The sequence below is a fragment of the Gordonia sp. ALPHA1B1 genome, from assembly GCF_005502615.1.
GTDB classification, from domain to species: Bacteria; Actinomycetota; Actinomycetes; order Mycobacteriales; family Mycobacteriaceae; genus Gordonia; species Gordonia hongkongensis.
The window spans coordinates 67742-88725 of the sequence record NZ_SCOC01000001.1 but is presented as its reverse complement, the minus strand read 5'-3'; the positions used below and the strand labels follow the sequence as shown (position 1 = coordinate 88725).

Below are 20984 nucleotides of genomic sequence, written 5' to 3'. Positions count from 1 at the left end.
CGATGCACGGCACACGGCGTGACGCCGTCGTCATCGGCGCGGGCCACAACGGCCTGATCGCCGCGGCCTACCTGGCACAGGCCGGACGGGATGTGGAGGCACTCGAGCGGGACGACATCCCAGGCGGCGCGGTCTCCACCGTCGAACGGTTCCCCGGACATCGGGTCGACCGGGGGTCGTCGTCGCATCTGATGATCCGTCACTCCCCCGTTCTCGACGACCTCGACCTCGCCGCGCACGGCCTGCGCTACATCGACTGCGATCCGTGGGCGTTCGTCCCGGCCACCGCGACCGCCCCGCCGATCGTCTTCCGCACCGACCTCGACGCGACGTGCGCTTCCATCGAGAACGCCTGTGGTGCAGCCGATGCCGCCGCATATCGACGCTTCGTGGAGACGTGGACGCCGCGGGCGCGGGCGGTCATGGATGCGTTCTACCAACCCGCGACGATGGGGAAGTTCGGCCGGGCCTTCGGCGGGCTCGGCGGCACCGCCACCACGGCACGCACGGGGTTGTTCGGCCGGCGCGGCGGCCGGGTGCTGAACCTGACCGCCGAATTGATGGCCTCCGGCGATTCCCTCCTCGACGAGTATTTCGAGTCCGAACAGCTCAAGGCGGGACTCGCGTGGTTCGGCGCCCAGTCCGGACCGCCCATGAGCGCACCGGGCACGGCGCCGATGATCGGATTCGCCGCACTCATGCACCGAATCCCGCCCGGACGCGCGATCGGGGGCAGCGGCGCACTCACCGAGGCCCTCGTGCACCGAATCCACCAGGACGGCGGCCGTGTCTCCTGCGGCGACCCCGCGGTCTCCGTCGCCCGCTGCGGCGACCACTGGCGGGTGCTCACCAGCACGGGTCAATCCCGTTGTGCCGCAACAGTCATCCACGCCTGCCACGTGCTCACCACGCTCGACCTCCTCGCCGCCGGCGGTTTCGACGCGGGCGTCATCGACCGGTGGCGACGCACCATCGTCGTGGGCAGCGGGATCGGGATGGCGGTTCGCCTGGGGACGACCGGCCTGCCCGACTACCAGGGGCTGCCCGGCGACCTGCCCGAGCACGGCGTCCATTCGGCTCTCGGACTGCTGGTCACCGACCGCGCCCACCTCACCCGAGCCCATGCCGCGGCGTCGGTGGGCGAGCTCCCGCCGCGCCCGGCCGTGGTCGCGATGAGCTATTCGGCGATCGATCCGACGCTCGCGCCCCCGGGCCGCTCCGTCATCAATCTCTGGGCACAGTGGCATCCGTACCGGCTGGCCGACGGCGACTGGCCGGCCGCGGCGGACCGCGCCGCGAAGGCCGTCGTCGACGAGGTGGACCGCCACGCGCCCGGTTTCGCCGAGTCGGTCGCGCATCGGCACGTCCAGACGCCGCGAGATCTGGCCGATGAGCTGGGCCTGATCGGCGGCAACATCATGCATGTCGAGATGTCCATCGACCAGATGTTCATGTGGCGTCCCACCCCCGACCTCGCCGGACACCGCGTCCCCGGTGCCGACGGCCTGCTCCTCGCCGGAGCGTCGACTCACCCCGGCGGAGGTGTCACCGGCGCGAGCGGTTACATCGCCGCCCACCTGGCGCTGCGACGCGGGCGTCGGGGTCTCGGCCGTCGGCCCTGACACCGCCGACACCCGACGCGGCGCGGTGTGACGGGTGCCCCGCGGTCCGGCCGGGGTCTGGCACGATGAGCACCGTGCGTTCGTCGAATCCCGTACCGGGTGCGCCCGGGTCCCGCCGAGCCCGGCGCCTGTTGCCGTCCGCGGTGGCCGTCGCTCTCGTCGCTCTCTCCCCGCTGATGGCCGGTTGTCTCGAACGGTCGACGACGGTGGGAGATCGCTACTCGGGGAGCGTCGTCGTGGCGACCACCCCGGACAATCCGCGCGGGACACCGCAGTTCGACCTCCCCGAGTCGATGATGGGGCAGGTCTCGGTGACCGACTACAAACAGGTGCCCGATCGTCCCGACGCGCCGTCGTCTCCGGGCGCCGGACCCGAGAACACGGCCGAATCCCCCTCACCCTCCGAGCCCGCCGGAAACGACGAGGCCGGCGCGGACGAGAACCCCGACGAGGACGATCCCGCCACGCGCGTCGGAACGCGGGCGTCGTTCAGCGATCTCACCGCGGGGCAGTTCGCCCAACTGGGCGACATCGTGGCCGACGCCTACGGCGACACCTCGCTGACGATGGATCTCACCGCCAAGCGCAGCGGGGAGGTGGTGCGGTTCCGCGGCGACGCCGATCTGACCGAGCTGGTCCCGGACCGCGACTACGTACAACTGACCGTCACCTTCGGCGGTCCGGTGACCGCGACGAACGGCGAGCAGGTCGGCGAGTCCACCGTGACCTGGACCCCCGCTCCGGGTGAACCGTCGGACTTCAGCGCCGATGCCACCTATCCGGACCCGGCGACCGCCGCGGTCAGCAGTTGGTCGTGGTTCGTCGCGTTGCTGTGCGTCGTGGTCGTCCTGGTGATCGTCCGGATCGCCTACTCCAAGCGGTATCGCGGACCGCGGCCCGGACGTCCGGTGGCGGCTAAGACAAACCCTTCGTCGATCTCGGGTGAAGGACTCGCGGCTGCCGCCGATCCCGTGTCGGGTCCGTCATCGGCAACGCCGCCCGCGGATCGAAAGCCACCCGCGGGCACATGATGCCGCGCCGGACCGGCGCCGACACCGGTCCGGCGGAACAGCTTCGGCCGTTCAGGCCGGGACGTGCAGCGCGGCGTCGACGTCCACGCCGAGTCGGCCCAGGACCTCCGTCGTGGCCTTGGCGAAGTTCAGACTGCAGAAATGCAGACACGGCGCACCCTCGGCGACCAGTCGCTGTGCCATCTCGGTGGCGAAGTCGATGCCGACGGCACGGACCGACGCACGATCCTCCTCGGCGCCGTTGCCCGCGGCCTTGGCGAAGCGTTCCTCGACGTCGGGCGGGATCACCGAACCCGACAGCTCGACCATGCGACGGACGGTGGCCAGCGACGTGACCGGCATGATGCCCGGGATGATCGGCTTGAGTCCCTGCTCGGGGTCGGCGGCCGCGACCCGGTCGCGCAGCCGCAGGTAGTGCTCGACGTCGAAGAACATCTGGGTGATGGAGTACTCGGCCCCGGCCCGCAACTTGCTGACAAGAGTGCGGGTGTCGTGTTCGATGTCGGGCGACCGGTGATGCGTCTCCGGGAACGACGCCACCCCCACGTGGAAGTCGCCGAGGGTGTCGATGAGCCGGACCAGTTGCTCGGCGTACTCGACGCCGTCGGGATGGGCGACCCACTCGCCGAGCGGATCGCCGGGCGGATCGCCGCGAAGCGCGAGGATGTTGGTGATGCCCTGGTCGGCGTAGGCACCGACGAGCGCGCGCAGTTCCGCGACACTGTGGTTGACGGCGGTCAGGTGGGCCACCGGCAGCAGCGTGGTCTGTGCGGCGAGCTCACCGGTGATGCGCACCGTGCGATCCCGCGTCGAACCGCCGGCACCGTAGGTCATCGAGACGAACGCCGGGGACAACCGCTCGAAGATGCGCACCGCCCGCCACAGCCGGGACTCGGCCTCGGCGTCACGCGGCGGGAAGAACTCGACCGAGAACGGGACCGGGCCGCGGTGCGGAGCGGACAGGCGTTCGACGATCGAGGGTGCGGGAGCGGTTGGGGTCACCCGCACAGTGTACGGAGCAGGTCGCATAGCCTGGCAGGGTGACCTCCACGATCCCGACGCCCACCTCGCTCGATGCGGTTCCGGGCGCCGTCGAGGCCGAATTACGCGCCTTCTTCGACGACGCCGTCCCGGCCGCCGCCGCGATCGCACCGGTGGTCGGTGAGGCGGCGGAACTGATCCGGGAGTTCGTGCTGCGAGGAGGCAAACGCATCCGACCGGTCTTCGCCTTCGCCGGGTGGCGCTGCGGGACGTCGTCGTCGGACCGTGCCGTCGCCGGGGCCGCAGCCGAGGACGACGCCCCCGGCCCGCGGGACGCGCTGCGCGTCTGCGCCGCACTCGAACTCGTGCAGGCCTGCGCCCTGATCCACGACGACATCATCGACCGGTCGGACACCCGGCGCGGGCACCCGACCGTGCACCGGGAGTTCGAGTCGCGGCACGCGAGCGCGGAGTGGGCCGGGGACTCCGGCGCCCACGGGGTCGCGGCCGCGATCCTCGCCGGCGACTTCGCGCTCGCCTGGGCGGACGACCTGGTCCACGGTCACCGGCCGGGGGTTTCGACAGGCTCAACCGGCGGGGACCGCTCAACCGGCGGGGACCGCTCAACCGGCAGGGACGGCGACCACCCGCTGCCCGCGGAGGTGGGCGCGACGTGGGCGGCGATGCGGACCGAGGTGCTCGGCGGCCAGTTCCTGGACATCGTGAACGAGGCCGGCGGCGACGACTCGACCGAGGCCGCCTACCGGGTGATGGAGTTCAAGACCGCCGCCTACACCGTCGCGCGACCGCTCGAGCTGGGTGCGCGACTCGCCGGTGCGTCCGAGCAGCTGGTGTCGACGCTGCGTGCGATCGGGCACGACCTCGGCATCGCCTTCCAGCTCCGCGACGATCTGCTCGGCGTCTTCGGCGATCCGGAACGCACGGGTAAACCGTCCGGGGACGATCTGGTCTCGGACAAGCACACGGCCCTGCGCGCGATCGCGCTGCAACGCGCCGATGCGGCCGACCCGGCCCTCGGCGCGCGGTTGCGCTCCTACTTCGGCCGCCGGCTCGACAGCGACGAATTGGGTTCCGCGCGAGATCTTTTCGTCGCGCTCGGCGCGGTGGCCGAGGTCGAGAACTCGATCGACGAGCTGTTGGGATCGGCGTTGACCGCGCTCGACGCCGCCGACATCGGCGACGACATCCGTGCCGAGCTGATCGCGGTCGCCCATCGCGTCGCGCACCGTCAGGCGTGAGCACTTCCGTGACAGGTGCCGCCACGGCCGCTCGGGGCGATCTGATCCTCGGCGCGATCGGGTCCGTGCTGGTCTGTCTCGGCAGCTTCGGGGTCGGCGACCCGCCGCGCAACTCCGCTCTCCTCTCCGATCTGGGTCTGAGCTGGATCACGTACGGGCACGGCAAGAACGTCTTCGGGACGCTGTTCTGGCTGGGCGTGTTCCTCATGGTGTTCGGGTGGGTCCGGCTGGGGCGTCGGATCATCTCCTCCGCCACCGACACCGCGCCGACGACGCGGACGCTGAGCCGATGGGTACTCGTGTGGACCGCTCCCCTGCTCGTCGCGGTGCCGGTGTACTCGCGCGACGTCTACGCCTATCTCGCCCAGGGCGCGGTGTTCGGCGCCGGTTTCGACCCGTATGCCGACGGTCCCGCCCACCTGCCCGGTCCGCTCGTCGACAGCATGGCGCAGGTCTGGGCGACCACGACGGCACCGTACGGCCCCTTCTTCATGGGCATGCTGCGCGTCGTCACCGAGATCACCGGCGACCAGGTCGTCCTCGGCGTGCTGGCCATCCGGCTGGTGCTGCTGCCCGGACTCTTCCTGTCCCTCTGGGCGATACCCCGATTGGCGGAGCGGTTCGGGGCCTCCCCGCAAGCCGGACTGTGGCTGGTGCTGTTCAACCCGCTGGTCCTGATCCATCTCGTGGCGGGACCGCACGTGGAGCTGCTGATGATGGGCGTCCTCGTCACCGGGATCGTCCTGGTGGTCGACGGCCGGCACGTGGTGGGCACAGCCGTCCTGGCGCTCGCGGTGTCGATCAAGATCACCGCCGGCATCGCACTGCCGTTCGTCTTGTGGATCTGGTTGTCGCACATCCGTTCCCGGCGACCGGTGACCGCCCGCGACGTGGTGACGGTGTTCGCATCCATCGTCGGGATCGCGGTCGCGGTGTTCGGCCTGTGGACCCTGGTGATCGGCTTGGGACTCGGCTGGCTCACCGGCCTGGGGTGGGCCGACGTCATCATCAACTGGTTCACCATTCCCACCCTCGCCGCCCATGTCGTGACCCTCGTCGCGGCGCCGTTCGTCGCCCTCAATCTGCAACCGGTGCTGGAGGTCACGCGGGCAATCGGTTCGGTGGTCCTCGCGGTAACGCTGGTCGCGCTCTGGTGGCGCCACCGCCACGACGTGCGGGACGCGGTCGCCGGGATGGCGTGGGCGATGCTGGCCGTACTCCTGCTCGAACCGTCGACGCTGCCCTGGTACTACACGTGGGTGCTGGTGATCGCGGTGGCCTTCGACCTGCCGATGTGGGTGCGGGCCACGGTCGTCGGTGCCTCGACGTTCCTGCTGATCGTGTTCCAGCCCGACGACGCGATCGTCTTCTACAAACCTGTCGAGGTGACGCTGGCGGCCGCACTGGCCGGCGTCGCGGCCTGGTCGCTGACCCGTCGGGACCCGTTGCGGCTGCGCCGGTTCGGGAGGTGGGCGTGGGGCGCGACCCCGGCCGGCGAGGACACTCTCGCGTCGGATGTCCTCGCGGAGACGGGCGTCGAGGAGTCGGGGCGCGCCGAGGCCGAGCACCGGGAGTCCGGACCCCGGGGGTTCGGGGCCGGGGCGTCGCTCAGAAAGCCTGGGCCTGCGCCCGGCGGATGACCTCGCGGGCCAGATCCGTGTGCAGCGCTGCCGCCGGGTGGAGTCCGAGATCTTCCTGCTCGGTGAACAGCCACTCCATCACCTCGTCGCGCGTGTAACCGCCGTCGATCAGGACCGCCACGAGCCCGTAGAAGTGTTTCGCGACGCCGCCCTCGTCCACGAAGAGCGCCGGAATCGCCGGGTATCCGTTGTGGGAGACCGCGAGCAGGTGATGGTCACGGATGAGTGTCCGCACCCGGTTGGTCGACACCCCGAGGCGGTCGGCGACATCGTCGATCGACAGGAACTCGGTGTCGGAAGGCAGAGTGTCAGGCGACAACGGTAGGGAACCCACGTCGAAAGGGTAGCCGGTAGTCGGGAGCGGGAGAAACCGTCGGGTCGCGACGACATGACGAACGAGACCCGCGAACGCCCCGGCGGCGACACCCTCGGTCGGCATCGTGCCGATGCTCTCGACCGGCCCGGGCTGCAGGTAGATTCGGCAGCGTGAACTCCCCCGTCGACACGATGCTCGGGACCGTCCTCGAGGACCGGTACCGGATCGACGCGCCCATCGCGCGCGGCGGCATGTCGGCGGTCTACCTCGCCGTCGACCTGCGGCTGGGACGCGACGTGGCGGTGAAGGTGATGGACTCCCGGTACTCGGGAGACCCACAGTTCTTGCGCCGCTTCGAGTTCGAGGCACGCGCGGTCGCCGGCCTGAAACATCCCGGGCTCGTCGCGGTGTACGACCAGGGCATCGACGACGGCATCGCGTTCCTGGTGATGGAACTGGTCGACGGGGGCAGCCTGCGCGAACTGTTGCGCGAGCGCGGCCCGATGCCGCCCCATGCCGTCGTCGCGGTGGCCGCGCCGGTTCTGGGCGGGCTCGGCACCGCACATGCCGCGGGTCTGGTGCACCGGGACGTGAAACCCGAGAACGTGCTCATCTCCGACGAGGGCGAGGTGAAGGTCGCGGACTTCGGACTGGTGCGAGCCGTGGCCGAGGCCGGGGTGACCTCGGCCAGCGTGATCCTCGGGACCGCTGCCTACCTCTCCCCCGAACAGGTCGAGTCCACCCACGCCGACGCTCGCAGCGATGTCTACTCCATGGGTGTGATGATGTTCGAACTCCTCACGGGCAGAACACCTTTCTCGGGCGACTCACCCCTGGCTCTCGCCTACCAGCGACTCAGCTTCGACGTGCCGGCGCCGGGCGACGTGATCCCGGGGGTGCCGGAGGAGTTCGACGAGATCGTGCTGCGCGCGACCGAACGCAACCCCGCCGATCGATATGCCGACGGCTTCGACATGCAACGGGCCCTGCTCGCCGTCGCCGACGAACTCGGCCTCCCGCCGTTCACGGTGCCCGCGCCGCGCCGGTCGGCCGAGCGTCAGACGGTGTCGCGCTACCGGGGCCCCGATCCCGGCGGCCATGGCACCCGGGTCCAGTCGGTGCCCGGCCCGGCGCGGCCCGCGGACACAGCCACACCCGTGGAGCAACCTGCGGCCGAGCGCGACGACGTCGGCTCCGCGCCGCGTCCGGTGACCCGTCGTACCTCACGGCCGATGGCCGTCGAGCCCGAACTCATCGGCGGCAGCCGGCTCGGCGCGCTGGTCTGGATAGTCGTCGTGCTGGTGCTGGTCGGCGGCCTCGGCGCCCTCGGTTTCTGGGTCGGCAGCACGTTCCTGGCGATCGGCTGACGCCCCGCTCCCTCAGCCGCGCAGCATCTCCGCGACGAGGAACGCCAGCTCGAGCGACTGCTGCGTGTTCAACCGCGGATCGCAGGCGGTCTCGTAGCGTCCCCCGAGGTCGAGATCCGAGATCTCCTGTGCACCACCGAGACATTCGGTGACGTCCTCGCCGGTCAACTCGACGTGGACGCCACCGGGATGGCTGCCCAACGCGCGATGCACCTCGAAGAACCCCTGCACCTCGTCGACGATGCGGTCGAAGTGCCGGGTCTTGAAGCCGGTCGACGCCTCATGGGTGTTGCCGTGCATCGGATCGCACTGCCAGATGACCTTGTGGCCGGTCGCCTCGACGGCGCCGACGATGGCCGGCAGCACGTCGCGGACCTTGCCGTTGCCCATCCGCGCGACGAGCGTGAGTCGCCCCGGCACGTTGTGCGGATCGAGACGCTCGACGTATTCGACGGCCTGCTCGGGCGTCGTCGTGGGCCCGATCTTGACGCCGATCGGATTGCTGATGAGCTCCGCGAACGCGATGTGGGCGCCGTCGAGCTGGCGGGTCCTCTCCCCGATCCACAGGAAGTGCGCGGAGAGGTCGTAGAGGACCTTGCCGGCACCCCCGGGGTCGTCGGCCAGCCGCAGCATGGCGCGTTCGTAGTCGAGGACGAGCGCTTCGTGCGAGGCGAAGATGGAGGCGGAGTTCAGATTCGAATCGGTGACGCCGCAGGCGTCCATGAACCGCAGGCCGCGATCGATCTCGGACGCCAGGGCCTCGTAGCGTGCGCCGGCGGGTGACGTGCGCACGAACTCGCGGTTCCAGTCGTGCACCCGGCTCAGATCCGCCTCGGCCTGGGTGAGGGCGCGGACCAGGTTCATCGCGGCGGCGGCATTCGCGTAGGCGCGCACCAGCCGGGACGGGTCGTGTGCCCGCACCGCCGCGTCGGCCACGAACCCGTTGACCATGTCGCCGCGGTAGGAGGGCAGCCCCAGGGCGTCGGTGTCGGATGATCGCGGCTTGGCGTACTGGCCGGCGATCCGGGCGACCTTGACCACCGGCATGCTGGCGCCGTAGGTGAGCACGACCGCCATCTGCAACAACGTGCGGATATTGCCCTTGATGTGCGGTTCGGTGTTGTCGGCGAACGTCTCCGCGCAGTCACCGCCCTGCAGGAGGAATGCACGCCCCTCGGCGACGTCGGCCAGCTGCGCGGCGAGCGTCTGGACCTCGGCGGGCATACAGATCGGCGGGACCGACTCGAGGACAGTCCGCATCTTGCGCGCCTCGTCGGCCGGCCAGCTCGGCTGCTGTACCGCCGGGCGGCTGATCGCGTCGTCGAAGCGCGTCTGGAGATCCCCCGGAAGCGGCGGGAGCTCGGGAAGGTCGTCGATCGGAACGTCTACGGTCCAGTTCACCACCCGTCCAGGGTAGAGGAGACGTGGCCGTGGATTCGTCCGCGGGTCAGACGCGGGCCTTCTCGATCGCCTCCCACCGGCGCAGGTTGTGCCGGGCGTCGCTCAGCGCGTCGTGCGCGTCCGACGGCGTGGGCGGCAACGCCGGTCGGCCCGCGGCCTCCCAGTGCTGCCGCAGCTCACGGGTGAACCGCGGGATCTCGCGCGGCAGCGCGGTCATGGGACCCCACAACTGGCACAGCACGACATGGTCGTACGCGCCCACCCAGGCCCACAGCTCGATGTCGGAGCCGTCGGCGGTGAGGAACTCGAGGAGATCTTCCCGGATGCGTCGACGGTCCCGCCACGCGGACGACGACGGCGAGGGCAGTTTCGGCAACACGTTGGCCCGCACCCAGTCCCCCGCCCGGCCGGGGTCGAAATCGGTCGACACCGCATAGAACTCGCGGCCGTCCTCACCGACGACCCCGATCGAGACCAGCTCGATGGTGGTGCCGTCCTCGATGAACTCCGAGTCGTAGAAGAAACGCATGGGTCAAGTATTCACACACCCTCCTGCCGACCCGCTCACCGCGCACCGTTTCGCCATACCGCCCTCCGGCTGTCTACCCTGGTATTTCGTGCGCTCCAGGTCCGTGCTGGCGACCGCTCTCCTGGCGGCGTCGATCATCGCGCGGCTCGTCTGGGACACGCTGACCGTGAACGGCAGGAACTTCGTGGACCTGCACGTTTACCGCGACGGTTCGGCGGGTCTCGCCGACGGGTCGCTCTATCTCTTCACCTACGCCGGTGAGACCGACTTCGCCCTGCCCTTCACGTATCCGCCGTTCGCGGCCGTCGTGCTGTACCCGTTGTCTCTCGTGCCATGGGACCTGGTGGCCATCGGCTGGCAGCTCGCGACGTTCGGAGCCCTGTACACCTGCGTCGTCCTCGCCTTACGCCTGTGCGGGTCGACGACCGACGTCTACGCCGTGGCCGCACTCTGGACCGCCCCCGCGATCTGGTGCGAACCGGTCCGGGTCACCCTGGACTACGGCCAGATCAACGTCTTCCTGATGCTGGGCACCCTGCTGGCGGTCACCTGGGCGCGCAGCGACCGCGGGGTGCTCGCCGGCGGCGCACTCATCGGTCTGATGGCCGGGGTCAAGCTCACCCCGGCGATCTCCGGGCTCTGGTATCTCGCCGCCCGCAAACCCCTGGGCGCCCTGGCCGCCGCGGTCGCCTTCGTCTTCACCGTCCTCGGTTGCCTGCTGCTCTTCCCCGACGTCACCCGCACCTACTACGGGACCCTACTCGGCGACGCCGAGCGCATCGGCCCCGTCGAGGCGGTGATCAATCAGAGCCTGCGCGGCACCCTGTCCCGCTTCGTGGGCTTCGACGTGGGGTCGGGCTGGATCTGGATGGTCGGCGTCCTGGTCGCGGTCGTGGTGGCGGTGTTCGCCGGCCGCGCGGTGTCCGACGCGCTCGGCATCCTGCTGGTGGTCCAGCTCTTCGGACTCCTGGTGTCGCCGATCTCGTGGGTCCATCACTGGGTGTGGATCATCCCGCTGGGAATCTGGCTCGTGCACGGCACCGGTTCGCGGCGCCGGGGCGCGCGGGCGGTCCTCGCGATGTGGATCGTGGTCGCGGGCCTCGGGATTCCGTGGTTGCTCCGGGTCACGATCGAGTACGGTCCCCATCCCCCGGCGGCACTCGAGGCGATCTTCGGGGCCGCGTGGCCGGCGGCAACCTTCGTCACCTTCGCCTGGATGATCGCGACGCGCGCCGCGCGCGACGAACCCCGCGACACCCGACCGCGCGACGTCGTCGCCGCGGCGATCGTCGCCGACGGCCGGCTGCTGCTGGCGCAGCGGTCCCGTCCCGCCGAACTCGCCGGTCTGTGGGAACTGCCCGGCGGTCGTGTCGAGTCGGGGGAAACCCATGCGGCGGCGCTGGTTCGGGAGATCCGCGAGGAGCTCGGAGCCGAGGTCGAAGCCGGCGAGGGCGTCGGCTCCCCGGTCGCGCTGCCCGGTGGCCTGACCCTGCACGCCTACGTTGCGCGGTTGCGTTCGGGGACTCCGACCGCGCTCGAGCACCTCGACGTGCGCTGGTTCTCCGCCGACGAGCTACGACACCTCGACGCCGCCGAGATCGTCCCGGCAGATCGCGACTGGATTCCGGAGCTGTGCGCCGTCCTGGACGGCACCCGGGTCGGCGACGCCGGCTGATCAGGCGGCGTCGGCCGCCGGGGGCTCGACCGGCGGGGCCTGGTTCTTCAGGCTCGCGGCGTAGATGTCGACGTACTGCTGACCCGAGAGCTGCATCAGCTCATACATGATCTCGTCGGTGACCGCGCGTTCGATGTAGCGGTTGCCCTCCATGCCCTCGTAGCGCGAGAAGTCCAGGGGCTTGCCGATGCGCACCGACACCCGGGTGGGTCGCGGCAGGATGCTGCCCGGCGGGTTGAACTTGTGGGTGTCGATCATCGCGACGGGGATGACCGGCACCCCGGTGTCCATCGCCAGCCGGGCGAGACCGGTTTTCCCCTTGTAGAGGCGTCCGTCGGGCGATCGGGTGCCCTCGGGGTACATCCCCATCAGCTTGCCCTTGTCGAGCTGGCGGCGTGCCGCGGTGAGCGCACCCTCGGCGGCCTCGGCTCCCGACCGGTCGATGGGGATCTGACCGACCGCGGTGAAGAACCAGCGCTGGAAACCACCTTTGAGCCCCGTACCGGTGAAGTACTCGCTCTTGGCGAGGAAGTAGATGCGGCGGTCCACCATCAGCGGCAGGAAGAAGCTGTCCATCACCGCGAGGTGATTGCTCGCCAGGATCGCCGGGCCGTCGGTCGGGATGTTCTCGTGTCCTTCGATCGTCGGCCGGCCGAGGACCCGCAGGATCGGACCGAGAAAGATGTACTTGAACGCCCAGTACCACATGAGAATCTCCTCGCCGCGCACACCGACCCGATGACCACCGCCGGACAACCGCGCCGCGGAGACCGCGGAACCGAGGAGTGTCCCGACGCCAAGACCTTACCCGCGTCGCACTCTACCGTCCGGCCGGGACCGCTCGGGGTCTCGCCGGGAGCACTCAGAGCCCGGAGACCGGCCGTGTCTCGGGGTGCGGGTCGGCCAGAGGGCGTGCGGCCGTCCGGATCGCCTGTCGCGCAACCTCGGCCGCGCCCACGACGCCGGCGGTCTCGCCGAGCTGGGTACCGCGGATACGCGCGAGCTGACGGTGTCCGGCACCGGTGACCTGGCGGGCGTAGTGCTCCCGGGCCTCGTCGAGGAACAGCCCCGACGCCGCGCCGACGCCGCCGGCCAGGACGATGAGGTCGGGGTCGAAGATGTCGGCGATCATCGCGAGCCCCTGGCCGAGCGACGTCGCGAACCGCGCGAACGCGGCCAGCGCGACGGCGTCCCCGTCGGCGGCCGCGCGGGCGACCCGACGGCCGGTCAGCGACCCGGGGTCCGCGGCGACATCGGCGGCGAGTTGGCTGCGCCCCCAGTCGCCGTCGGCGAGCAACTCGACCACGGTGTCCACGAGTGCGGTGCCGCTGCAGTACCGCTCCCAGCAGCCGCGTTTGCCACAGGCACAGGCGCGCCCGTCGGGGACGATCGTCAGATGTCCGAGTTCCGGTGCGACGCCGTAACTTCCGCGGTAGATCTCCCCGTCGATCACGAACCCGGCGCCGATCCCGGTCCCGATCGCCAGGACGACGGTGTTGTGCCCACGGGCCGCCGCGCCGAACCGCCATTCGGCCACCGCGGCGGCGTTGGCGTCGTGTTCGGCGAAGACCGGGATCCCGACGCGGCGGGTCATCTCCTCGGCGACCGGCGCCTCGCGCCAGGGCAGATGCGGCGCGAACCGGACGATGCTGCGGTCGGTGGTCAGGAAGCCGGCGATCGCGAGCCCGACCGCCTTCGCGTCCCAGCGCGAGGTCAGTTCGCCGACCAACCGGTCCAGACAGTGCTCGAGCGCGGCCGCGGTCGGCGGGGTCTGCGCGCGGAGGGTGTCGAGCATCGTCCCCCGGTCGTCGACCACCGAGGCGCGCACGCTGGTGCCGCCGATGTCGATGCCGATCGTCAGGTCGCCCATCAGTTCTCCTGCCCGGGGCCGGGTTCGGGGGGCGGCGTAGCCCGCCGTGAGGCATCACCGCGTCGCGGTGTGCCGGCCTCGCGCCCGGCGGCCGGTCCGTTGAATCGCACCGCGATCGGTTCGTACTGGCGTGGTGACGCCGATGAGGTCGGCGACGAACGCAGCGCCTCGGCGATGGCCTCGAGTACGGCGATGACCGCCGCGATCAGCCGGGCGACCAGATCGCCGATCTCGGCGAGCAACGAGGTGATCTCCCCCGACGCCCCGGAGAGCGCATGCCCGAGCGGACCACCGTCGGCGAAAGCGGCGAAACCGGGGCGCGTCCCCGTTGCGTCCGCACCACCGGCGGTGGCCGACTGCGGAGCCGGCGCGAAGAGCGCGGCCAGGTGGTCGATCTGGGCGGCCAGTCCGAGCAGCAGGTCGCGCACCGGATCGGCGGGTCCGTCGCGACGCCCGTCCGCGGACCCGTCACCGGCCTGCCGGAACGTCTCGTCGTCCGTGCCCATCGCCAACTCTCCCCTTCTCCCGGCCCCGCGCGAACACCCACCCGCGTGTCTGTCGTCGGGGTCATCGGCACCGTACCCTGCCGTCTCGAACAGTGCGGTCTGGCGAACGTACCCCGCCCGGGCGGGATCATTCCACCATCGCCGTCCCACCTGGCCGTCGGGAACTGCGCGGCGCCGACGTAGCGGGCCGAGGAACCGGTTCAGTTCTGCGGCCGGGGCCACACCGCCGGATCGGGGACGAAGCCGATGCCCAGGGTCGTGCCGTCCCAGTCGGCGTCGACGACCGTGCAGCGCCGTAGCACCGACGGCAGCCGCACCGGATGGCGGAATCCCGCGATCGTCACCAGGAGGTCGTCTCCGCTGCGCCCGAGCGCCAGCGAATCCGGTTCCGGTAGGCGCTGCGGCCACGACAACCGGTACACCGGACCGGCCGGCTTGCCGCTCACGCGCCCCTGGCCCGCCTCGACCTCGGCCGCGGCCGAACCCCGGGGGACGCCGTGCGGTGCCGGCAACGAGACCGAGAGCTTGCGGAGCCGCGCCATGCGATCGATCGCACCGGGCGATTTCTCGACCACCTCGACGACGACGGAACGCGAACCGTCGGAACCGGCGAGTTCGGCCCGCACCATGTCCGCGACCTCGGCCGCCGGTTCGGCGCCGACGCCCGCGTTGACCTGGACCGAGGCCAGCGGCAGGCCCATGAGGTCGGCGGCGGCGAGATGGTGGCCGGTGAGTCGTCGGCTCCGGTCGTCGGCGGCGAGAACGAGGTGCACCGCCACCGCATGCGGATCGGCGAACAGTTCGGCGATGTCGAGGCAGTCCCGGTCGATGGCGTCGACCGCGGCCGTCAGTTGCGCGACCATCGGACGCTCGGAGGCCATCGCGAGGCGTCGGTGACGCGGCCAGAACCGGTTGAGGGCCTGGCTGAGAACTGCTCCGCCACGGAGGAACTGGAGTGGGTCACCACATCCGGAACAGTCGACGACGATCCGCTGCCACCGGCCGCTGATCGCCTCGTCCCGGATACGGCGCAGGAGCAGGAAGTCGTCGATCCCGGGCAACGAGGTGAGCTCGGCGGCGTCGATCCCGGCCAGGGTGCCGACGCCGGGCAGGGCCGTCTTGCTGCGGCTCACGGTGTGCTCGAGCACCTCGACGAACGCCGACCATGTGCGTTCGGTGAGGTCCAGTCGGTCCAGGGTCAACAGGTGCAGGTATTTGGACACCGCGACGGGCTCGCCGGGCCGGCGGTACACCCGTGCCCAGTCGGGAACCGGCGACCAGCGGTCGACGGTGATGAGGAGCGTGTCGGATTCGGCTGCCGACAGGCCCGACCGGGGCACGGCCCGGGCCGCCCGGGAGGTGCCGGGACGCTGGGTCGCGCCGGCGGCCGCGACCGCGGAGACACCGGAACCCCCCGGCCCGAGCACGATGTGGATGGGTGTGAGATCGATCAGCCTTCGACCCTCTTCTTGAGGTCGTTCAGCGCGGCATCGGTGATCGCCTTCTCGGCTCGCCGCTTCAGCTGGCCGATCATGGGCACCTGCAGGTCGACCATGAGTTCGTAGGTCACCTTCGTCGATCCCGGGACCTGTTGGGTCAGCACGTATCGTCCGCGCTGATCCTTCTGCAGATCGCTCGACACCAGGCGCCACGACACCGCGGGGGCGTTCCGATCCCATTCGTAGGCAAGCACATACGTGTCCTGGAGGACACCGGCGTCGAGCACGAACCTGACCTCGAGGGCGCGGCCGGCTTCATCCGTGCGCAGCACCTCGACCTCGCGGGCGGCGGTCACCCACTCCGGGTAGTGCTCGAAGTCGGCGATGACGGCGAGGATGGCGTCGGCGTCGGCGCCGATGACGATGTCGCGTTCGGTGTGGTCGGCCATCACCGCATCCCGGCCGACTCGAGACCGGCGGCGGGACCACCGACGACGCGGCCCTTCTCCAGCAGTCGTTTGACCTCGAAGGAGACTTCTTTGCCCGTCACGCGGCGCAGCTTGTTCTGCTCGGCCAGCACGTCGGCGCGGGCGCGGGGATCGTCGGGCAGCGGACCGGCGGGTTCGGCGTGGAGGAAGTAGTGGAGCACGAAGCCGTCGAGGACCGCCTCGTTCCAGATCTCCATCGTCCCCGACACCGGACCCGCGACCTGCCAGCGCACGCCCTGCTCGCCCCGGTCCTCGGTGACCGCCAAACGCAGGTCCGGCCACCACCGGCGCCAGTTGGCGGGGTCGCCGATCACGGCGGTCGCCGACGGCGGCGCCGCGGCGACGAAGACCTCGTCGGCCACCTGGATGCTCGTCACGCCCACTAGCTTCACATACTCGTGTCGGCGCAGGGTAGTGCACCCGAAACCGACGTCGCGATGAGTCCGATTCCGTGTCGGGGATACGATTCGGTGACTGATGTCTACTGAAGGGTAACCACGATGGGCGAGTACAGCGTGCCCGCGAAGTTCTCGATCGGCGACGACGAGAACTGCACGAACATCATCTTCGGCCTGGCGCAGCGATCACCGCAGCACATCGTGTTCCGCCACAAGCAGGGCGACCGGTGGGAGCCGGTCACCGCCGCCGAGGCCGCCTCCCGCATCTCCGCCATCACCAAGGGCCTGATCGCCTCCGGCGTCAACCCCGGGGACCGGGTGGCGCTGCTGTCGCGCACCCGCCTCGAGTGGAATCTCTTCGACTTCGCGATCTGGTCCGCGGGCGCGATCACCGTGCCCATCTACGATTCGTCCTCCGCCGGCCAGATCGAATGGATCATGCAGGATTCCGGTGCGGTCGCGATCGTCCTGGAGGACGACGGACATCGCGCCGAGTTCGAGTCCATCGACTCCCTGACCACGCCGGTGACCGTCTTCCAGATCGACCGCACCGACGGGCCGGGTGCCGTCGGCGAGCTCGTCGCCGCCGGTGCCGACGTCCACGACGACGAGGTCGCGGCCCGCCGGGCCACCGTCAGGGCCGCCGACCCGGCGACGCTGATCTACACCTCGGGGACCACCGGACGGCCCAAGGGCTGCGAACTCACCCACGCCAACATGCTGTCGGAGGTGCGGGCGGTCCTCGCCGGCGACATCCTCGATCAGGTCATCGCCCGCGACGAGAAGCGTCTGCTGATGTTCCTTCCCCTCGCCCACGTGCTCGCCCGGGCCATCACGCTCGTCGCCATCGAGGCAGGCATCGAGGTGGGACACACCAGCGACATCCCGAACCTGGTGGACGAGTTCGCCGTCTTCAAACCGTCGCTCATCCTGTCCGTGCCGCGCGTGTTCGAGAAGGTGTACAACACCGCCCGGCAGAAGGCCCACGACGGCGGCAAGGGAAAGATCTTCGACGCCGCGTCCGAGACCGCGATCGCCTACTCGCAGGCGACGGAGAAGGGGCAGGTCGGTCTCGCGCTGAAAGTCAAGCACGGCGTCTTCGACGCGCTCGTCTACAAGAAGCTCCGGGCCGCCCTCGGTGGCGAGTGCCAGATGGCGATCTCCGGTGGCGCGCCGCTCGGCGCCCGCCTGGGTCACTTCTTCTCCGGCGTCGGCGTGCCCGTCTACGAGGGGTACGGCCTGACCGAGACCACGGCGGCCTTCAGCGTGAACACCCCGTCGGCGTCGAAGATCGGCAGTGTCGGGAAGCCGTTGTCGGGCAATGCTGTTCGGATCGGCGATGACGGAGAGGTGCTGCTGCACGGCGGTGTCGTCTTCACCGAGTACTGGCAGAACCCGGAGGCCACCGCATCGGCCGTGATCGACGGCTGGTTCCATACCGGCGACCTCGGCACCGTGGATGCCGATGGGTTCATCACCATCACCGGCCGCAAGAAGGAACTGATCGTGACCGCCGGCGGCAAGAACGTCTCCCCCGCCGGACTCGAGGACGTCATCCGCGCCAACGCCCTGATCTCGCAGGCCACCGTCGTCGGCGACGCGAAACCGTTTGTGGCCGCCCTGATCACGATCGATCCCGAGGCGTTCCCGGCGTGGAAGGAGCGCACCGGCAAGCCCGCGTCCGCGACGGTCGCCGACCTCGCCGACGACACCGACCTGCGCGCCGAGGTCCAGTCGGCCGTCGACCTCGCCAACAAGACGGTGTCGCATTCAGAGGCCATCAAGAAGTTCCGCATCCTGCCGACCGACTTCACCGAGGAGACCGGCGAGATGACGCCGACGCTCAAGGTCAAGCGCAACGTCGTCGTGGAGAAGTTCGCCGGCGACATCGAGGCGATCTACCAGCGGTGAGCTCCCCGCCGGCGCCGGTTGCTCTTCAGAGCAACTGGCGCAGGCGGGCCGCCATCTGGCTCCACTGCCAGTTCTCGACGACGTAACGCCGTCCGGCCCGGCCCATCTCGGCCGCGGCCGCGCGATCACCGAGGATCGCCAGGATCGCCAGGGCGACCGCGTCGACATCGGTGCCGTCGACGGCGGTGCCGGTGACCCCCTCCTCGATGGTCTCCGGCGCGCCACCGGACAACCCGGCGACCACGGGCACCCCCGACGCCGACGCCTCCAGGTAGACGATCCCCAGGCCCTCGACGTCCAGGCCGCGCCCCCTCGTCCGGGACGGCATCGCGAAGACGTCCGCGATGTTGTGGTAGGCCGCGAGGTCGTCGGCGGGCACCGAACCGGTGAAGATCACATGGTCGGCCACCCCCGTGTCGACCGCGAGGTCGCGCAGGGTCTTCCCGTAGGGACCACCGCCCACGATGACCAGCGTCGCGTCGGGGATGGTGCGCCGGATCAGCGGCAGCGCGCGGATCAACACATCCTGCCCCTTGCGGGGCACCAGCCGCGACAGGCAGAGGATCGTCGGACGTTCCCCGAGGTCGAGACGTTCGCGAAACCGCTGTCGCAGCACCGGATCCGGGGCGAACCGCTCGGTGTCGACACCGGGGGGCAGGTGTTCCAGGGCCGCGCGGGCGCCGAAGGCCGACGCGAATCGGCCGCGGGTGTATCGGCTGACGAAGGTGATCACATCGGTGTGGCGGCCGATGTGCCCGAGCACCTGCCGCGCGCCCGGCAGCATCGACCACCCGACCTCGTGACCGTGCGTGCTGGCGATGATCCGCTGCGCGCCCGCGCGACGCATCGCCGGCGCCAGCACGGCCAGCGGCGCGGCCGCGCCGAACCACACCGTCGAGATCTGTTCGCGGCGCACGATCTCCGCGGCACGCCGCGCCACGAACGGGGTGGGGAGCATGAGCGTCGTCGGGTGCCGGTACACCCGATACGGGGCGGCCGCGTCGAACTTCTCGTGCGAGTCACCGCGCCACCGGGGCGCGTAGACGACCACGTCCTCCGGCGGCAGCAGGTCCACCAGATTCTGCAGGTAGGACTGGATCCCGCCCGGACGGGGCGGAAAGTCGTTGGTGAGCAACAACGTTCGAGACATCAACGGGCCTGCGCTTCGAGCCACCGCTGCCATCCCGCGACCAGTTCGGCACGCGTCAGCCCGAGACTCGAGGCGATCGCCGCGTCCTGCGCCGCGGGCAGGGCCGACGCCGCGACCCCCATGTACAACTTCTTCAGCCGCGCCTCGTCGAATCGATCGGCGACGTAGGCGGCCAGCGACCACGCACTCTGATAAGCCACCTGTGAAGTCTGACCGTCCATCGCGAAGTCGGTGTCGGCGGGTGGCCCGGTCGGAATCCGATCGGCACGCACGGACGCGATCAGGTCGGGTGCGGCATCCGCGATCCTCGTATAAGTCCCGTTGCGCCCGACGTATTCGGCCACGCCCTCGATGATCCAGAGCGGCGCGTCGAGCGCGGTGTGAACGCGGGCCGCGACATGGGTCAACTCGTGCCGGAGAACCACCGCGAGCGTCGGTGCGGCGAGTTCCCGGGCCGCCGGGGTCAGGATGATGCGCTGTCCGGTCGCGGTGCGCTGGACCAGGTCGAGGCTGCTGAACACGGTCGCGGCCGCCGCGGTCCCGGTCGCCGCTCGGCCCTCGGGTACGAGGGCGGCGAACTCGTCGTCGGTCGCCGTGGCGACCACGACGGCGCGGCGATCCCAGTCGTCGCCCCAGAAGTCACTGACGGCATCCACCGCCCCGGGCAGCTCCCGCTGCAGCGTCGCCACCGTCGACGACGTTCGGGGATACGAGGCGACCACCGACGTGCCGCCTGCGGTGGCGGTGTCGGCCACCTGGAGTCCGGGCAGCTCCCACATCTGAGTAGGTGCGGGTTCTCCTCCCAGGGCCGTGGCGTCTCCGACGAGGCGCCAGGCCTCGCCGTAGCGGGCGACCACGAACTGGGTGCCGACGACCACCTCGGCCTCGTCGACTCCCGGGACCCCCTCGCCGCCGAGCGCATAGCGCAACTCCACCGGAGCGACCCACGAGTCCGAACTCCCCCCGGCATCGAGGAGCTCCTGCAACTCACCGGGTACGAGCACCTCCGCCTCTTCGGTGGGCGCAAGCTGATAGCCGAACCTTGCGAACCGCAGGGTGCCGCTGCGACCGTTCCGCGGCGTGAACCGGCTGGGCGCGAAACCCGCGGCGGCCGTGACGAATCTGTCCTTGAACGCCGGGGTGGCAGCGGTGTCGACGAGGGTGCCGATCGCCCGCACATCCCCGGAACGCACCGCTTCGGTGAGCGCGTCGAGCAACCGCGTGACGCCCGCCGCTCGATCACGCTCGTAGACGTTGACCGCGGGGCTCGACGACACGGGCGCTGCGGACGAGCCGGGCCCGCCGGGCACATCGACCGTGCCGCACGCGGTGGCAACTGCGATGACCAGAACGACCACGGCCGAGACGAGGCCGGCGCGCCCGCGCGGTGAGGTCACCGGT

General features: G+C 70.5%; 19 protein-coding genes. 7 read left to right on the top strand and 12 right to left on the bottom strand.

Features of this window, described 5'->3' with window-relative positions:
• The first annotated feature begins 2 nt into the window (after positions 1–2).
• On the top strand, positions 3–1622 hold the full coding sequence (locus FFS52_RS00405; protein ID WP_137808480.1) for an NAD(P)/FAD-dependent oxidoreductase: 1620 nt from the start codon (positions 3–5) through the stop codon (positions 1620–1622).
• Between the two features lie 65 nt (positions 1623–1687).
• A complete protein-coding gene (locus tag FFS52_RS00400) occupies positions 1688–2653 on the top strand; it encodes a DUF3153 domain-containing protein (RefSeq protein ID WP_065632288.1) in 966 nt (321 codons plus the stop codon).
• Between the two features lie 51 nt (positions 2654–2704).
• On the opposite strand, the gene FFS52_RS00395 is transcribed toward FFS52_RS00400, so the two are convergent.
• Complete coding sequence (locus tag FFS52_RS00395) at positions 2705–3682, bottom strand: methylenetetrahydrofolate reductase (protein WP_058251700.1); 978 nt, start codon at positions 3680–3682, stop codon at positions 2705–2707.
• 11 nt (positions 3683–3693) lie between these two features.
• Between FFS52_RS00395 and FFS52_RS00390 the strand changes: the two genes are divergently transcribed.
• Both FFS52_RS00390 and FFS52_RS00385 read left to right on the top strand, forming a co-directional pair.
• Positions 3694–4893 carry a polyprenyl synthetase family protein gene (locus FFS52_RS00390; protein WP_137808479.1) on the top strand — a complete coding sequence of 400 codons (1200 nt, stop codon included), beginning with the start codon at positions 3694–3696 and terminating at the stop codon, positions 4891–4893.
• Between the two features lie 8 nt (positions 4894–4901).
• Positions 4902–6533 carry an alpha-(1->6)-mannopyranosyltransferase A gene (locus FFS52_RS00385; protein WP_137808545.1) on the top strand — a complete coding sequence of 544 codons (1632 nt, stop codon included), beginning with the start codon at positions 4902–4904 and terminating at the stop codon, positions 6531–6533.
• On the opposite strand, the gene FFS52_RS00380 is transcribed toward FFS52_RS00385, so the two are convergent.
• Complete coding sequence (locus tag FFS52_RS00380; RefSeq protein WP_058251861.1) at positions 6502–6867, bottom strand: Rv2175c family DNA-binding protein; 366 nt, start codon at positions 6865–6867, stop codon at positions 6502–6504. The genes FFS52_RS00385 and FFS52_RS00380 overlap by 32 nt on opposite strands.
• A gap of 152 nt (positions 6868–7019) precedes the next feature.
• Here FFS52_RS00380 and FFS52_RS00375 point away from each other — a divergent pair, with 152 nt between their 5' ends.
• Positions 7020–8216, top strand: coding sequence for a protein kinase (locus tag FFS52_RS00375; protein ID WP_065632284.1), 1197 nt, complete (start codon positions 7020–7022; stop codon positions 8214–8216).
• A 12-nt stretch (positions 8217–8228) separates the two neighbouring features.
• Here FFS52_RS00375 and FFS52_RS00370 read toward each other — a convergent pair whose 3' ends face one another.
• Together FFS52_RS00370 and FFS52_RS00365 are read right to left on the bottom strand one after the other, a co-directional pair.
• Positions 8229–9620 (bottom strand): class II 3-deoxy-7-phosphoheptulonate synthase, encoded by a 1392-nt coding sequence (locus FFS52_RS00370; RefSeq protein ID WP_065632283.1) that lies wholly within the window; start codon positions 9618–9620, stop codon positions 8229–8231.
• A gap of 43 nt (positions 9621–9663) precedes the next feature.
• Complete coding sequence (locus tag FFS52_RS00365) at positions 9664–10146, bottom strand: polyadenylate-specific 3'-exoribonuclease AS (RefSeq protein WP_058251695.1); 483 nt, start codon at positions 10144–10146, stop codon at positions 9664–9666.
• Positions 10147–10249: 103 nt separating this feature from the next.
• Here FFS52_RS00365 and FFS52_RS00360 point away from each other — a divergent pair, with 103 nt between their 5' ends.
• Positions 10250–11821 (top strand): mannosyltransferase, encoded by a 1572-nt coding sequence (locus FFS52_RS00360; RefSeq protein WP_137808544.1) that lies wholly within the window; start codon positions 10250–10252, stop codon positions 11819–11821.
• Here FFS52_RS00360 and FFS52_RS00355 read toward each other — a convergent pair whose 3' ends face one another.
• The 6 genes from FFS52_RS00355 to FFS52_RS00330 form a co-directional block, all read right to left on the bottom strand.
• Positions 11822–12529, bottom strand: coding sequence for a lysophospholipid acyltransferase family protein (locus tag FFS52_RS00355; protein WP_137808478.1), 708 nt, complete (start codon positions 12527–12529; stop codon positions 11822–11824).
• 154 nt (positions 12530–12683) lie between these two features.
• Positions 12684–13691 (bottom strand): ROK family protein, encoded by a 1008-nt coding sequence (locus FFS52_RS00350; protein WP_058253064.1) that lies wholly within the window; start codon positions 13689–13691, stop codon positions 12684–12686.
• Positions 13691–14197, bottom strand: a complete 507-nt coding sequence (locus FFS52_RS00345) for a hypothetical protein (protein WP_068972086.1) — start codon at positions 14195–14197, stop codon at positions 13691–13693. The genes FFS52_RS00350 and FFS52_RS00345 overlap by 1 nt, the downstream gene beginning before the upstream one ends.
• 200 nt (positions 14198–14397) lie before the next feature.
• Entirely contained in the window at positions 14398–15627 is a 1230-nt protein-coding gene (locus FFS52_RS00340; RefSeq protein WP_137808543.1) for an ArsA-related P-loop ATPase, read from the bottom strand.
• Positions 15628–15647: 20 nt separating this feature from the next.
• Positions 15648–16085 carry an SRPBCC family protein gene (locus FFS52_RS00335; RefSeq protein WP_058253066.1) on the bottom strand — a complete coding sequence of 146 codons (438 nt, stop codon included), beginning with the start codon at positions 16083–16085 and terminating at the stop codon, positions 15648–15650.
• Complete coding sequence (locus FFS52_RS00330) at positions 16085–16516, bottom strand: hypothetical protein (protein ID WP_137808477.1); 432 nt, start codon at positions 16514–16516, stop codon at positions 16085–16087. The genes FFS52_RS00335 and FFS52_RS00330 overlap by 1 nt, the downstream gene beginning before the upstream one ends.
• 108 nt (positions 16517–16624) lie before the next feature.
• Between FFS52_RS00330 and FFS52_RS00325 the strand changes: the two genes are divergently transcribed.
• Positions 16625–18433 (top strand): AMP-dependent synthetase/ligase, encoded by a 1809-nt coding sequence (locus FFS52_RS00325; RefSeq protein ID WP_137808476.1) that lies wholly within the window; start codon positions 16625–16627, stop codon positions 18431–18433.
• 25 nt (positions 18434–18458) lie between these two features.
• Here FFS52_RS00325 and FFS52_RS00320 read toward each other — a convergent pair whose 3' ends face one another.
• Positions 18459–19583, bottom strand: a complete 1125-nt coding sequence (locus FFS52_RS00320; RefSeq protein WP_137808475.1) for a glycosyltransferase family 4 protein — start codon at positions 19581–19583, stop codon at positions 18459–18461.
• Positions 19583–20980 (bottom strand): hypothetical protein, encoded by a 1398-nt coding sequence (locus FFS52_RS00315; RefSeq protein ID WP_137808474.1) that lies wholly within the window; start codon positions 20978–20980, stop codon positions 19583–19585. The genes FFS52_RS00320 and FFS52_RS00315 overlap by 1 nt, the downstream gene beginning before the upstream one ends.
• Positions 20981–20984 lie beyond the last annotated feature (4 nt).